The sequence below is a fragment of the Paenibacillus sp. UNC451MF genome (genome assembly GCF_000686845.1).
Classification (GTDB): domain Bacteria; phylum Bacillota; class Bacilli; order Paenibacillales; family NBRC-103111; genus Paenibacillus_S.
In genome coordinates this window covers 109,737-124,950 of the sequence record NZ_JMLS01000014.1, presented here as the reverse complement: position 1 = coordinate 124,950, position 15,214 = coordinate 109,737, and the positions used below count along the sequence as shown (strand labels likewise).

10 protein-coding genes are annotated in these 15,214 nt (G+C 46.6%); 8 read left to right on the top strand and 2 right to left on the bottom strand.

Annotated features, from left to right (window positions below; all coding sequences use genetic code 11):
- Positions 1 to 74 precede the first annotated feature (74 nt).
- Positions 75 to 512, bottom strand: a complete 438-nt coding sequence (locus BP97_RS0116785; RefSeq protein WP_036746050.1) for a MarR family winged helix-turn-helix transcriptional regulator — start codon at positions 510 to 512, stop codon at positions 75 to 77.
- Between the two features lie 48 nt (positions 513 to 560).
- The gene (locus BP97_RS0116780) at positions 561 to 1,310 is read right to left on the bottom strand and encodes an SDR family NAD(P)-dependent oxidoreductase (RefSeq protein WP_028550129.1); all 750 of its coding nucleotides are present in this window, start codon (positions 1,308 to 1,310) and stop codon (positions 561 to 563) included.
- 310 nt (positions 1,311 to 1,620) lie between these two features.
- Between BP97_RS0116780 and BP97_RS0116775 the strand changes: the two genes are divergently transcribed.
- The 8 genes from BP97_RS0116775 to BP97_RS0116740 all read left to right on the top strand — a co-directional run bounded on the left by BP97_RS0116775 (position 1,621) and on the right by BP97_RS0116740 (position 15,116).
- Complete coding sequence (locus tag BP97_RS0116775) at positions 1,621 to 3,954, top strand: helix-turn-helix domain-containing protein (RefSeq protein WP_028550128.1); 2,334 nt, start codon at positions 1,621 to 1,623, stop codon at positions 3,952 to 3,954.
- A 298-nt stretch (positions 3,955 to 4,252) separates the two neighbouring features.
- Positions 4,253 to 6,190 (top strand): chondroitinase-B domain-containing protein, encoded by a 1,938-nt coding sequence (locus tag BP97_RS0116770; RefSeq protein ID WP_036746049.1) that lies wholly within the window; start codon positions 4,253 to 4,255, stop codon positions 6,188 to 6,190.
- Positions 6,191 to 6,277: 87 nt separating this feature from the next.
- On the top strand, positions 6,278 to 7,675 hold the full coding sequence (locus tag BP97_RS36615; RefSeq protein WP_051620665.1) for a polysaccharide lyase 6 family protein: 1,398 nt from the start codon (positions 6,278 to 6,280) through the stop codon (positions 7,673 to 7,675).
- A 195-nt stretch (positions 7,676 to 7,870) separates the two neighbouring features.
- Positions 7,871 to 9,517: an extracellular solute-binding protein gene (locus tag BP97_RS0116760; protein ID WP_028550126.1), complete on the top strand. Its 1,647-nt coding sequence runs from the start codon at positions 7,871 to 7,873 to the stop codon at positions 9,515 to 9,517.
- 80 nt (positions 9,518 to 9,597) lie between these two features.
- Positions 9,598 to 10,560, top strand: a complete 963-nt coding sequence (locus BP97_RS0116755) for an ABC transporter permease (RefSeq protein ID WP_028550125.1) — start codon at positions 9,598 to 9,600, stop codon at positions 10,558 to 10,560.
- A 15-nt stretch (positions 10,561 to 10,575) separates the two neighbouring features.
- The gene (locus tag BP97_RS0116750; protein ID WP_028550124.1) at positions 10,576 to 11,457 is read left to right on the top strand and encodes a carbohydrate ABC transporter permease; all 882 of its coding nucleotides are present in this window, start codon (positions 10,576 to 10,578) and stop codon (positions 11,455 to 11,457) included.
- A gap of 119 nt (positions 11,458 to 11,576) precedes the next feature.
- Complete coding sequence (locus BP97_RS0116745; RefSeq protein ID WP_028550123.1) at positions 11,577 to 12,875, top strand: ABC transporter substrate-binding protein; 1,299 nt, start codon at positions 11,577 to 11,579, stop codon at positions 12,873 to 12,875.
- Positions 12,876 to 12,887: 12 nt separating this feature from the next.
- Entirely contained in the window at positions 12,888 to 15,116 is a 2,229-nt protein-coding gene (locus BP97_RS0116740) for a glycosyl hydrolase family 95 catalytic domain-containing protein (protein WP_197035479.1), read from the top strand.
- The last annotated feature ends 98 nt before the right edge of the window (positions 15,117 to 15,214 follow it).

The window sequence follows — 15,214 nt, the reverse complement described above, 5'->3', positions numbered from 1 at the left end:
TGTAAAGTACCCAAAAGATAGACAGGGTCCCCCCGCTGTCTGTCTTTTGGGTACTGGTTGTTTAGAGAGTTTTACTACTTCTTTTCTCGATCCATATTAGCAATCAACTTCTGGTAGCTCGCAATAAGCAGCTCCATTTCCTCCTCGGAAAACCCTGTCCACATTCCTTCCGAAATTTCCGTGTAGCGATCGATCATCTTTTGCATAATGGCTTGACCGGATTCCGTGATTTGCAGCAGAGTCGTTCTTCTGTCGGATTCCGGAATGATCCGCTCGATATACCCTTTTTTCACCAGCTTGTTAGAAAGATTGGTGACAGCCGATAAAGTGACGCCGAGGGAATCGGCCAAGTAGGAACAAGTCTTTTTGCCTTCCCGGTTCACAATTTGCAGCAACGCATATTGGGAATCGGTCAGATCGTAGCTCCATATGATTTTAGTGAACTCATTTACATAATCCGAAGTTTGTTGAGCATATAAACGAGACAGCTCTTTTTTCTTTCCAGTCAGCAATAAGGCCACCTCAGTCGAGTATAAGTCAGGCATAGAATGCGCCTGTCCTTATCTTAACATAACAGAGCCGCCGTCAACCATAATGGTTTGCCCGGTGATGAAGCTGGAGTCTTCACTAGCCAAGAAGACAGCAACACGGCCGATATCCTGTTCGCAATCTCCCATGCGTTTTAAAGGGATTTTGTTCACAGTCTCTTCGTATGCCGCAGGGAAATGCTCTCTCCACTGCTCAACGCCTGGGGAGAGGGCGATAGGGCTAATCAAGTTCACATTGATTTGGTACTGACCCCATTCATTAGCGACGACTCGGGAAAGTCCGCGAATCGCTTCTTTGGCTGCCGCATAGGAGGCTTGGGTGACCATTCCTGTCAAGCCGGCTCCAGATGCGAAGTTGATGACACTTCCCTTGGTTTCTTTCAAGTAAGGGAAGCATTCCTGCATTAAGTTGAAGGTAGGATAAAACCCGGTGTTGAAGGAAAGGGCCAAATCCTCAGGCTTCGTTTCTGTAAACAGTATTTGCTTGGAGGCATGAGCGTTATTCACTAAAATATTTATTTTGCCGAACGTTTGCACCGTCTCGCTTACGATTCGTTTAATTTCATCTCTATCGGATATATCAGCTTTAATGAATTTGCCGCGGCTAATTTCATTTAGTTCTTTCTCTGTTGCCGCGCCTTTCTCCTCACTAATATCCACAATGACTACGTAGGCTCCTTCTTTAGCCATGGCAAGAGCCATTCCTCTGCCAATGCCGGATGCACCGCCGGTTATAATAGCTACTTTTTGCTCTAATTTCATTGTGAATTCCACCTTCCGATTTTAGTTTATATATTTTAATAGTTTAAATGTCTTAATAATTTACATTATAGGCTTGCTCATAGACAATAGTCAATACGTGAGCTTGGTTGATGGTGAGTGATTTGCAGAGAATGGCGGAGAAAAATGGGTGCAATAGTTGAAATCGTCAGAGGTGAATTTTTTCCGTATAGTCGTGAAGATAGAGAATGCGTTCATGCTGTTTTTTCTATATAATGAAAAGTGAAGTTTTATCCAATTGTTCAAGTAAGATTATTGAATATTTATAATGGGACACCGGGGGTAACTAGCCATGATGAAAAGAATCCGATTCAACAGCCGCAGCGTTATGACGACATGGCTCATCTCCTATATTTCTGTTCTGCTAGTCCCTATAATTATTAGTGTTATCATTTATATAGCTACACTTCGTATTGTAGAGAATGAAGTGAATCGTTCGAACGAGCTGCTGCTGACCCAGATCGAACAAGCTATCGATAGCAAGCTGAAGAGCTTGGAACAGCTGACTTTAGAAATCGCTTACAACAAAAAGGTGACAAGCTTTATTAATGTGAGTGCGCCGTTGACGGACGAAGATCATTTTCAGCTGTTCGGCATAGCAGGGGACGTTAGGATCTTTAAGATGGCTAATGATTTCATAAGTCAATTATACGTTTATTATAGGAACAGCAATACGGTGCTGTCTTCATATAACCGCATGAACAGCGAGACCTTATATTCGGTGCTTCGGCAGACGAAGGATACGAAGTATGAAGAATGGTCAGACTATTTCGCCCAAAAATATATCCAGGGCTATACTCCCGTACTCAACTGGACGGATAAGGGAGTTGAGAAGTCCGTCATGTATGCAAGGACGATACTCGGTGACTTTCCGGATTCATCGGGGGCAGTCATCATGTTCGTTATGAAAGACTCCAAGCTGTTAGAGACGATCCCTCCGCAGGCGAACGCCTCTGTACTCATTATGGATAAACAGAATCGGGTGGTGGCGACCAATGTAGGTGAGCAGGACATTCCTTCCGATCTGCAATACGACATGCTCACTGGGGCAAAAGGGCTATTTTACGAAAAAGGTGCCGACGGGCGGAAGCTCGCGCTTTCGTACACAACCTCCGATGTAACCGGCTGGAAATATGTATCTCTCATTCCGGCGGACGTTTACTCGGAAAAAATGGATTTTGTGAAGACAGTGACGTTATGGAGCGTGTTTTTGTGTTTCTTGTTCGGGGGCATTGTGACGTACTTGTTTTTGAGAAAGAATTATTTGCCTATCCGTACGTTAATTGAGAGTTTGTCGAAGAAAGCAGGGGTCGCCTTCGATATCGGCTCCAATGAATATGTATTTTTTCAAGCCGCGATGAATAATACGTTTGCCGAAAAAGAAGAAGTATACCGGCGGCTCAAGCAGCATCATAATGCGATTCGTTCCCACTTTTTGCGGAGATTGCTGAAGGGGCAGACCGGCGGAGGGGTACCGCTTCATGAATCGTTGGCTGCTCACGATATTGTGCTGCGATCGAACCAGTTTGCCGTGCTGCTGTTTCACGTTGAGAATTACGGCAAGTTCAACGACTCCTCGGAGCAGCCGCGGATCGATCATAAAGCGCAGACGCTGTATTTTGTCATTACGAACGTTATTGAGGAGCTGGCAGGGGCTGAGAATCCGGCCTATACCGTTGAGATGGATGATGTTCTCGCCTGCATTATTAACATGAACACAGCCGAGCGGGATTCGCGAGTGGAGCTTCAGCGAATAGCGGACAGCGCCAAAGCTTTTATTAAGGAACATATCCATGCTGAATTAACGGTAGCGATCAGTGGGGTGCAGGAAGAGCTGATGGGTATTGCTCAGGCTTATCAAGAGGCGATGGAAGCGATGGAGTACAGGATTGTTATGGGAAGCGGCGAGATCATCTCCTATGAGGAGCTGAAGGATAATGACGCAGAGCGGACAAGACGTACTTACGATTACCCGCTTCATGTTGAGCAGCAATTCATATATTTTATTAAAACAGGTAACGTGGATAAAGCTCAGGAGCTCCTAGAGCAAATATTCGAGAAAAATGTGTCCGGTATCTCCATGCCGGTTCGATTGGCCAAATGCCTCATGTTCGATTTGGTCAGCACCATGCTGAAGACAATTGATGAAGTGAACGCAAGCAGTCGTAAGGAATTTTTCGATCAAGCCGATTTGATTGACCGTCTGATGGGCTGCGAAACGATTAAGGAAATGAAGGTTCATATTAATAACGTGCTGCTTCAGGTGTGTGAATACATTAACGAAGATAAGAAAAATCATCACAAGCATTTTGTAGAGCAAATTCAGGAGTATGTGAAGGAGCACTATAATGAGGAGAGCTTGAACATTTCGATGATCGGAGGTGCCTTCGACCTCACTCCTTCTTATGTGTCACGGCTGTTTAAGGAATATACGGGCGAAGCTCTGCTTGATTTCATTAACAAGACTCGCTTGGAAGAAGCTAAGAAGCTGCTGAATGAGCAGAAATATACGGTTAACGAAGTAGCCGGCAAAGTCGGTTACAGTGACGTCAATACGTTTTTGCGCATTTTTAAAAAGTTCGAGGGCATTACGCCCGGGAAGTATACCAAGACACCTCCGCAGTAAGGATGTTTCCTCAGCAGAGCCGTTCAAAAGCAATGCTTTTGCGGCTCTGCTGTATATTTGTACACTTTTTCAATATTTGATGCTCCAAGTTTGTATTTTAATGATCATTTTACTTTTTCAAGATTTACTTTGATCCGCTGCTGGGTGTTCATAATAATGTGAGTGCGCACTCAAATCCATTCATGTCGTTAAAGGAGGTTGATCCAGGAAAAAAGGCGATGTTTTGATAACGCTTCCTTTTTGTATTTTTTGATGCAGACGAATTGAAAAATGACAAACAAAGGACGGTGCTTACTTAATGTTGAAAAGAAGATTGTGGTCACTCTGCTTGTGCTTGGTTCTGATGACCGTGTTAATTCCAGGTATGGGATACGCAGCCGATGCCAAATTCTCGATTGCCGCTTCTGCCGTAACCGCGAGTATGGATGATGGCAATGTACCAGGCAATACGGTTGATGGGAATCTGGCGACACGCTGGTCGGCAAGCGGAGATAATCAATGGATACAATACGACTTGGGTTCCAATAAAAAGGTCGCATATGTCAAAATCGCATTCCAAAGCGGAGACACGCGAACCTTTAATTTCGATATTAAAACGTCAACGGACGGAACGACGTTCACTACGGCTTCGTCCAACGTAACGAGCGCCTTAAATTCAAGCCTGCAAACGTTCGACTTCACGGATGTGAACTCGGCGCGCTATGTGCGCATTATCGGCCATATGAACTCTGCCAGTGCGTGGAACAGCTATACGGAGGTCGAAATCTACGGGGAAGCTGCGTCAGGCTCGAATGTAGTGAACGTTTCAACTTCTGCACAATTGGTGACTGCACTGAACAATGCGACGGCTGGAACAGAGATCGTATTGGCCAATGGCACTTATTCCAATTCCAGCAATACGGAGAGTCCAGTCGTACCCGGACGATTCGTTATTTCAAGTAAAAATGGCACCAGCAGCCAGCCGATTACGATTCGTGCCGCTAATCAAGGGCAAGCCGTCATATCCGGCAGCTTCCGGGTCAATACTTCCTCTTATATTGTATTTATAGGGTTGAAGCTCACAAGCACCGCGCTAACTCCGGGCATATCGTTGAACGGGAGCAACAATATCCGTCTTACAAACAACCTCTTCAAGCTGCAGCAGAGCGATCCTAACACCTTGGTCAAATGGGTGGAGCTTACTGGAGCTAACAGCCATCATAACCAGATAGACCACAATGAATTTGGTCCCCGTAACGGGTTAGGGCAGATGATATCCGTCGATGGTGCCGGCACCCAAGTCTCCCAGTACGATACGATTGAGTACAATTATTTTCATGACTGGAGCTACATTACGGACAACGGCGGTGAAAATATTCGCGTCGGTTTATCCGGTTTGTCCATGTCGGACGGCTTCGCTACCGTTCAGTACAACTTATTCGAAAATACGGATAACGACGACGAAGTCATCTCCGTCAAAAGCAGCCATAATACGGTAAGGTACAATACGGTAAAAAACTCCCGAGGGCAGATGACGGCTCGACATGGTCATGCGAACAGTTATTACGGCAATTTCATTTTTGGTGATGGTGTAAAAGCCAAGGTGGGTGGCTTCCGCATTTACGGAAATGACCACAAAATTTATAACAACTATATGTCGGGTCTGACTATGGATGCCATCAACGTCGATACGGGTGATTATGATGGAGGCTCCGATGGATACAGCACCAATCCTACCAAGGATGATTTGACAAAGCATTGGAAAGTGTACCGTGCGGAAATCGTCAACAACACGATTGTTAACAGTACTAGCGGCATTAATGTCGGGATGAAAACAAGAACGCCGAATTACGCTCCGCAAGATGTGAAAATAGCTAATAACCTCATGGTAGGCATTAATAGTACGCCTATGTACAACTTGGGTACCGCAGCTGTTAACACCCAATATGTGAACAACATCGGTTTCGGCAGTTCCAAAAGCAACTTCAGTGCGACGAACGCTCAGGTAAAGAATGTAGATCCTGCTATGGTTGATGTGAATGAAGGTACGACATCCAACCCGCTGATGCTGAAGAAGCTTTCATCGACAAGTACGCAGGCAATTAATTCATCTGGTGGAACGTTCACTTATGTAACGGAAGATATGGACGGTGAGACTCGTTCGGGCATTAACGACATTGGAGCAGATGAATATTCAACGGCTTCCATTGCCCGCAAACCATTGACTACAGCTGATGTAGGACCAGTAACACCTTAACGCTAGCGTTGATAACCGGGGGAGGGGCGACTCTCCCCTTTCGCTTTTTCAGCCATACTAATAATCGAATTCGGAGATGATTTTCATATGACAACAACCGGGAACACCCAGCATAATGTTAGCGTGACTCATTCAGAGGAGCTTGAGGCGGCACTTGCTTCAGCAACAGCGGGAACAACGATTGAGCTCGAGGACGGCAGCTACACGAAACAAGGACCTTTTACCATGGAGGACGTGCATGGAACCGCCGCACATCCAATTACGATAAAAGCTAAGAATCAGGGAAAAGCGACTATTACAGGGGAAGCCTTTTTTCAATTCAAACAATGCTCGTACATTCAAGTGGAAGGCCTGCAGTTTACTAACCATGGAAATCAAGCCGTTCTATTGGACGGATCCCATACAATGACGATTATCCGCAACACCTTCGCTTTAAAGGATGACGGCTCGGAAGTACATTACTTAGCGGTAAAGGGAGCCGGCAGTCATCATAACCGGATTGCTTATAATGAATTCGGGCCTAAATCGAGTCACGGTCCCGTCATCGTCTATGATGGAGACGGCAAGCAAATATCGCAATACGATGTGATCGAATATAACTATTTTCACGATGTAGGACCGCGCATTCCCAATGGATTGGAAGTGATTCGGCTCGGCCTTTCCTTTGTCTCGATGTCTCATGGATATATCAAGGTGCAGCATAACTTGTTCGAGCGCTGCGACGGTGATCCTGAAGTCATGTCGGTCAAGAGCTGCAGCAATCAGATTCGTTACAACACGTTTCGCCATTGTCAGGGACAAGTAACGGCAAGGCACGGGCATAACAACCGTTTCTACGGCAACTTTTTTCTAGGGGACGGTGTTAAAGAGGGCGTGGGCGGTTTTCGTATATACGGGAACGATCATAAAATTTTTAACAACTATTTCGATGGCTTAACCTTTGACGCCATTAATATTGACGGTGGTAACTTTGACGGGGGAACGGAAGGGAACCCGCCAAGCCCTACCGTTGAGCAGCTGCGCAAGCACTGGAAGGTTTATCGTGCAGAGGCGGTTCACAATACCATTGTGAACTGTACTACAGGCATTGTGATAGGACGCAGAGATCCGATGGCTCCGGTGGACAGCCGAGTGGCGAATAACCTGGTCGTCAATACAAAGGGGATTCTGTATAACGAGTTGAAGCCTTCTAATACGGTATTTGAAGGAAATATCGGATTCGGTGCGACCATGTCGAATTCTTCCCGAACGGAAAGTGAAATTCAGGAAGTGGATCCTCTGCTGATTCAGTATGGAGGATTATACAAGCTATCTCACTTAAGCCCGGCTGTCGATTCCGCAGTTATCCCATATCCTTACGTTGAAGAGGATATGGACGGACAGGAACGGCTCGTTCCTGATGTGGGAGCTGACGAGGTTTCCCAAGCGCCTTCGACACGCAAGCCCCTCACTGTCGAAGATGTAGGCCCTAACGCTCTAAACTAACTCAATAAGCTTGTTCAACATAATTGTTTATAATTTGCAGAGCAATGGCTAAAGTACCGATACGGAAGTAACGATTTTAGTGATGATTTCATTTTTTGAAGATAGTCATATGGCCTGGGGCGTAGCATAATGAGGCCATGAGTGCACTCCATAAGTTTCATTGATAATGTGAAAAGTAGGAACAGGGGGATTTAAATGAGCCGTAAACATCAATCAGTAAAAAAAGTTGTCGGTGTTGGACTTGCCATAAGCTTAGCAGGTGGATTAGTTCTGGCAGGCTGCAGCAAGTCGGCAACCGATAGTAACGGAAGCGGAGGAAAGGACCCGGCGAAAGGGCAAGCTGGCTTAGGTAGCACGTACCCGCTGCAGACGACCGAGGGACTTACCTCTTGGGAGAGTCTGAATAATAACGCCACCACCTTCGCACCCAATTTGACTGATCTGCCTTTCGGCAAGCAGCTGGAGAAGGAAACAGGGGTAAAGGTGAAATATATTCACCCGTCCGACAATCAAACTAAAGAACAATTCAATCTGATGATTGCATCCAATGAGCTGCCTGATATGGTGGAGTACGATTGGACCGGCCGAAGCGCAGGTTCTTATCCGGGCGGCCCTGAGAAGGCTATTGCCGATAAGGTCATCGTTCCATTGAACGATATTATCGATAAGTATGCTCCTAATTTGAAGAAGAAGCTGCAGGCGGACAAAGAGCTCGACAAAATGATCAAGACGGACAGCGGAAAATACTATGTATTTCCAATGATTCGTAACCCGTCCGGTCTTGTATTCCGCGGTCCGATTATCCGGAAGGACTGGCTTGATGAACTTGGACTTCAAATGCCGACGACCGTAGATGAGTGGGAAACAGTACTGAAAGCATTCAAAGAGAAGAAGGGTGCGACCGCTCCTTTATCCGTCACGTATGTGAACGGCAATCTGGAGATGCGTGATGCCTTCATCGGTGCCTACAAAACATCCAACACGTTCTACTTGGACGATCAGGGCAAAGTGAAATTCGGTCCTATCGATCCTCAGTACAAGGATGCTTTGGCATTGCTGCGTAAATGGTATGCGGAAGGGCTGTTTGATAAGGATTTTGCGTTGACGGATGGCAAAGCGCTGGATACCAAAATGCTAAGCGGACAAACCGGAGCAACTGTCGGTCTGCAAAGCGGCGGCTTGGGTAAATGGCTGGATACGATGAAAGGGAAGGACCCTAAATACAATCTGGTAGCAGCACCCTATCCATCGCTTAAAAAGGGCGAGACGCCGTTCACCGGGCATCGTGATTTCAAATACAGTCCTGGAGCGAGCAAAGCAATCACTACAGGCGCCAAAAATCCAGAATTGGTTGCCAAGTGGCTCGATTACGCTTACAGCGAAAAAGGCGGGCTGCTCTTTAACTTCGGTATCGAAGGCGACAGCTATACGATGGATAAAGGCATTCCTAAATATACGGATAAAATTGTGAAGAACGATAAGTACAACCTGCAGCAAATGATTGCGCAGTATACGAAGCCGAATGGTCCTTATGAAGCGGATGAACGTAGAAGCTGGAATTCATATAAGCAGCAGGACGAGGCTCCGGCAATTTGGGGAGCTACGGATGCGGAGAAGCACACGATTCCGTTATTCCTGACTCCGACTATCGAGGAGAGCAAGGAACTCGGCAAAATCATTAATGACGTAACCAACTATAAAGAAGAAATGTTCGTCAAATTCGTGGTCGGTAAAGAACCGCTCGATAATTACGATACGTATGTGGCTCAGATCAAGAAGCTTGGCATTGAGCGTGCGGTCAAAATATATCAAGATGCACTCGATCGTTATAACAAACGTTAATTTTGTATGCTAATGGAGGGGAATCCGGCAGTCCTGACTGCCGATTCTCTTCTAACTACAACCAGAGAGAGGGAATGAGGATGAGCACCAAAACAGTCACCAAACCTAACATAGTTCCCTACGCGGCAAAAAGGAACTTAGCTATAGAATGGCTTGGGGATATTCGGAAAAATAAACTGCTTTACTTAATGCTAATACCGGTTGTCTTGTTCTTTGCCATCTTTCATTATGTTCCTATGTATGGCGCTATTATTGCATTCAAGGATTATTCGCCGCGGCTCGGCATTTGGGGCAGCCCATGGGTAGGACTGGAGCACTTTCAAAGCTTTTTCGGAGGACTTTACTTTTGGCGGGTATTAAAAAATACGATCCTTATCAGCTTATACGAGCTTTTATTCGGATTTCCGGCACCGATCATATTAGCGCTGCTGCTGAATGAAATCCGTTCCTCCTTGTTTAAAAGAACGGTGCAAACCGTTACGTATATGCCGCATTTTATATCGCTGGTCGTCGTCTGCGGGATGATCAAGGAATTCACTTCCAGCTCAGGAATCGTCAACGATGTGATCGCCTATTTCGGAGGGGAGCGATTCTCCCTTTTGCTGGAGCCTGAATATTTCCGGACGTTGTTCATTTCATCCGGGGTCTGGCAGCACATCGGCTGGGGAACGATTATTTATTTAGCTGCACTGACAGGGATCGACCCTGAGCAGTATGAGGCTGCTAAAATTGATGGCGCAGGCAGATGGAAGCAAATGCTGCATATTACGCTTCCGGGCATCATGCCGACGATCGTGATCCTTATTATTCTGGATATCGGCAGGCTGATGAACGTTGGTTCGGAAAAGATTATTCTACTCTATAATCCGTCGACCTACGAAACCGCCGATGTTATCGGATCTTATGTGTACCGTATCGGTCTGCAGGAAATGAACTACAGCTTCAGCTCCGCTGTCGGTTTGTTTAACTCGGTTATTAATTTCACATTGGTCATTTTTTCGAACTGGTTAAGCCGCAAGCTCAACGAGACGAGCTTATGGTAAGGGGAGGGCTTGAATATGCCATATCGAAAAAAGTTAGGTGAGATCGCCTTTGAGTGGAGTAACGCTGCTTTCCTTACCTTGTTGATGATAGCAACGATTTATCCGTTAATCTACGTCATTTTCGCTTCGTTAAGCGACCCTGGCGAATATATGGCCCACAGAGGATTTCTGCTGAAACCGCTTGGGTTTAATTTGGATGCCTATAAGATGGTATTTGATAACCCAATGATTCTAAAAGGCTATGGGAACACGTTGTTCGTTGTCATTGTCGGCTTGGCCTTTAACATCTTTTTCACTTCACTAGGGGCTTATGCACTGTCGCGCAAATGTTTGAAGTTCCGCAAGCCGATCATGTTATTTATCGTGTTTACAATGTTTTTTAATGGTGGACTCATCCCATTCTATTTAACGGTTAAGGGATTGGGCATTACGAATACGTTATGGTCCTTGATTATTCCGCAAGCGATCAGCACCTTCAATCTAATCATTATGAAAACCTCCTTTGAAGCTATCCCGGATAGCTTGGAGGAGTCGGCCAAAATGGACGGAGCGAACGAATTCGTCATCTTATTCCGGATCATTCTGCCTCTATCGATGCCGGTTATTGCCGTGATGCTGTTGTACTACGGAGTAAGCCACTGGAACTCTTGGTTTAATGCGATGATTTTCTTGAGAGACCGTTCATTATATCCGTTGCAGCTGATTCTAAGAGAGATTTTGCTGCAAAATGAAGCGAGCAATATGGCGACGGGATCGAGTGCAAACGATATTGCGATGCTATCGGAGACGCTGAAGCATGCGACGATCGTCGTAGCAACGATCCCTATCCTGCTGGTGTATCCTTTCCTGCAAAAATATTTCGTGAAAGGCGCATTGGTTGGAGCCATTAAAGGTTAAGCTGTTTAGATGGAAAGTAATAGGATTTATGGTCGAGGCAAGTCTTCTTTATCAAGGGGGCTTGCTTCACATTTGAGAGGCGAAGCGGATACAGAATTTATAGATGGAGGGGCTTGTAGATGTTGAATCAATCCAGAGTATGGATTGCAGCTATGGTGCTTGTCCTGATGGCGGGCTGCAGTGCAGGAGGAAGCTCATCACCTAAAGAAGAGAGTACAGGCAAAGCCGCAGTCAGCAATGAACCGGTTACGTTGAAGCTGTTCATGCGTATTGCTTATCCGGAGGACAGCATAAAAAAATACATCATAGAGCCTGTACAGAAAAAGTATCCGAATATTACGATTGAAATCATCAATAACGCTAAAGGTTCGTCTATAGAAGATTTAATTGCAGCCGACAATGTGCCGGATCTCATCTTCCTCAGTACGCCTTATGTTACCGATATGCGTAAACTGGAGGTTGTCGAGGACCTGAATGCTCTAGCGAAGAAAAATAACTTTGCATTAGACTCCTTCAATAAGGAAGCATTGGATGCTATTCGCAAGGCAGGCGGCAGTGGCGATAAACTGTATGCGCTTCCTTTTTCCGCTAATTATGCAGTAACGTATTACAATAAGGATATTTTCGATAAATTCGGCATCCCTTATCCAAAGGACGGGATGACCTGGGATGAGTATCTGGATTTAAGCCGCAAGCTGACAAGAGTCGTGGACGGTGTGCAGTATTCAGGTGTCAATCCTTATGCGCTGAAAGGCGGGGCACCGATGTCGCTCGATTATATCGATCCTTCTACCAAGCAGGTGGCGGTGACTTCCGACGGGTGGGTTAAGGCTTTTAGGATGATGCTGGACTTTTATTCGATTCCAGGCAATCAATTTATGAAAAATTATCGCGATCTTTTCATGAAAGAAAGAACGCTGGCAACCTATGTAACTTACGACAATACGCAAAATCTCGAGCAATTGGAACGCGAAGGCAAGCCGATGAATTGGGATATGGCCACCTTCCCTGTTATGAAGGATAAACCAGATGTCGGTCATGGAATTGACTCGCACAATATTGCGATTTCATCGACCAGCAAGCATAAAGAGGCTGCGTTTCAGGTGCTGATGCAGCTGACCTCCAAGGAGACGCAGACAGAGCTCAGCAAGAACGGCAAGCTGCCTGCAATTCAGGATCCGGAGCTGCAAAAGGTGTTCGGTGAGAAAGTGAACATATTGAAAGGAAAGAACACCTCGGCTATATTTAAACTGAAGGCAGCTCCGATGCGTCAAATCAATGAGAACGATACGTTCGTTTCCAAAGAAATCGATAAAGCCTTTGATGCTTTAACGACAGGCAATACAGATATCAATACATTACTCCGCACGGCTAAAGAGGCAGCGGAGCAGTCTATTAAGAAGAACAGCGCTAATTAGGAGGAGTACCGTATGAGGGTGGAAGAGGAGAAGTCGAACCGGCTGGAGGTAAACCTTGATTGGAGCGAGTTTTTATCCCGACACGACATGAAATGGACCACGCGTCCGATGACATGGAATGAAGGCGCATTCATCGGCAATGGCTTAATGGGAGCCATGATGTTCGGTGAGGAGCATAGGGATAAGAGAAATGTACTGCGGTTCGTGCTTGGCCGCACAGATGTAACAGCGGCCCGTAAGAGCGGGTATAGTCCTAGAATTCCAATCGGGGAGATAGAACTCGAATGTGTAGGGTGGGTATACCAGCCGACGGAGATCAAGGTCGATCTGTGGAATGCTGAGATTAAAGCAAGAGTTGTAACTACTGTAGGTGAGATCGGACTAAGAGCTTTCATCCACAGTGAGAAAATGATCATGGTGATTGAACTTGAGACAACAGAAGGGGAACGCGGAGCTAAGCTGCAGTGGTATGCCGAGCCTGAGGTATCCCATGTGCTGAAGAATGCAGACGGGCCAAATCTGAACCAATATATTCCGGAAATCAAAGTAAGCCGGTACACAGAGCAAGAGGTGACTGTGGGAGTCCAGCAATATCCGTTAGGAGATGGCTGTACTACGGCTTGGCAGGAGCTGGAGACGGCAGAGGATCATCGGATTTGCTATTTAACGATTCAGAATGGGGTAAGCGAAGAGGTCCAAAAGGACGCGATTGCTCTAGTGCGCGAAACGGCCCAGGCTGATTTGGAGCAGGAGGTGCAGGCACACCGAGGCTGGTGGCACGCGTATTACCCTCAAAGCTTTATTTCCATTCCGGATACTTTGCTGGAAGGCTTTTATTGGATTCAAATGTATAAGCTGGCTTCGGCAACACGCAAGGAGCATTTGATCATCGACAATCAAGGGCCTTGGATGACGCCTACACCGTGGCCGGGCGTATGGTTCAATATGAACGTTCAAATGAGCTATTCGCCGGTTTATACGTCCAACCGATTGGAAATCGGGGAGTCGCTGATTCGAGCGCTGGATGCGAATTTCGATAATCTCGTCGCGAATGTGCCTGAAGAGTATCAGCATGATTCTGCAGGATTAGGCCGCAGCTGCAGCTATGATTTGAAGAGCAAGGTTGTGGACGAGACGGGCAACCTGCTTTGGATTTGCCATAATTATTGGCGTCAATACCGCCATTCGATGGATGAGTCGATGCTGAGAAATGGCTTGCTGCCATTGTTAAAACGCGGTGTGCAGTATTTCATTCACATTTTGGAGCAAGGCGAAGACGGCAAGCTGCACCTGCCGCCGACCGTGTCACCGGAATATGGCTCCTTCAAGAAAATGACCGTTCCCGACTGTCATTACGATCTGTCCTTGATTCGTTGGGGCTGCGAAACGCTGCTCAGCATTAACGACAGACTTCAGCTCGATGATTCGGCTGCAGAGCGTTGGACGTATGTGCTGGACAACTTGACTCCATATCCAGTGGATGAGAATGGGCTTATGCTTGGGCATAATGCTCCGATCGAATTTGGCCATCGACACTTCAGTCATTTACTGGCGGCGTTCCCGCTGCATCAAATGACGGGGGAGCAGGAAGAGGAGCGGAAGCTGATTCATAAGTCGCTTCGCTACTGGACCGGGATGGAAGGAGATATGCGGGGCTTCACGTTCACAGGAGCTGCGTCTATCGCGGCGGCGATAGGAGAGGGCGATGAGGCGCTTCAGTACATCCACAGCTTCATGCACTTGATTAAGCCGAATACGATGTACAGGGAAGCAGGACCGGTTATGGAATCTCCACTGGCTTGCGCAGAGTCGATTCATGATCTTCTGCTGCAAAGCTGGGGAGACAAAATCCGCGTATTCCCTGCCTTACCGGCAGTGTGGGAAGACGTCAGCTTCCACAATCTACGAGCGGAAGGGGCATTTCTCATCAGCGCTCAGCGAAAAGCGGGCAAGACGGCCTTCATCCGTGTGAAAAGCTTGGCGGGAGAGCCATGCAGGCTGCAAACGGATTGGTCGGATACGGCAAATGTACGAGTCAGCGGGGAACATGATGTGCCAATGAAACGGCTGGGCAGCGGGCTTATCGAGCTGGAGCTGAAGCGGGATGAGGAAGTGGTGCTGTACGAAGGCGAGCACCCAGAGGCTTTCACCATTGCTCCAGTACAAGCAGTGCGGAGCCTGTGCAATTATTTCGGTGCACATAAGCCATGGCGCCGATACGGTATACCTTTTCAGGATTAAATGCCAGTGGAGTGTTAAGGGCGGTGAAGTTAAGCTTCCCGGCTCTTATTAAAGTAAATAAACCGTTATGCATTGTTCCCTATCACGGGAATGAACAT

Coding starts and splice junctions, on each gene's coding strand:
- BP97_RS0116760 (WP_028550126.1), top strand. CDS start 7,871: ATGAGCCGTAAACATCAATCAGTAAAAAAAGTTGTCGGTGTTGGACTT.
- BP97_RS36615 (WP_051620665.1), top strand. CDS start 6,278: ATGACAACAACCGGGAACACCCAGCATAATGTTAGCGTGACTCATTCA.
- BP97_RS0116755 (WP_028550125.1), top strand. CDS start 9,598: ATGAGCACCAAAACAGTCACCAAACCTAACATAGTTCCCTACGCGGCA.
- BP97_RS0116770 (WP_036746049.1), top strand. CDS start 4,253: ATGTTGAAAAGAAGATTGTGGTCACTCTGCTTGTGCTTGGTTCTGATG.
- BP97_RS0116745 (WP_028550123.1), top strand. CDS start 11,577: ATGTTGAATCAATCCAGAGTATGGATTGCAGCTATGGTGCTTGTCCTG.
- BP97_RS0116750 (WP_028550124.1), top strand. CDS start 10,576: ATGCCATATCGAAAAAAGTTAGGTGAGATCGCCTTTGAGTGGAGTAAC.
- BP97_RS0116780 (WP_028550129.1), bottom strand. CDS start 1,310: ATGAAATTAGAGCAAAAAGTAGCTATTATAACCGGCGGTGCATCCGGC.
- BP97_RS0116740 (WP_197035479.1), top strand. CDS start 12,888: ATGAGGGTGGAAGAGGAGAAGTCGAACCGGCTGGAGGTAAACCTTGAT.
- BP97_RS0116775 (WP_028550128.1), top strand. CDS start 1,621: ATGATGAAAAGAATCCGATTCAACAGCCGCAGCGTTATGACGACATGG.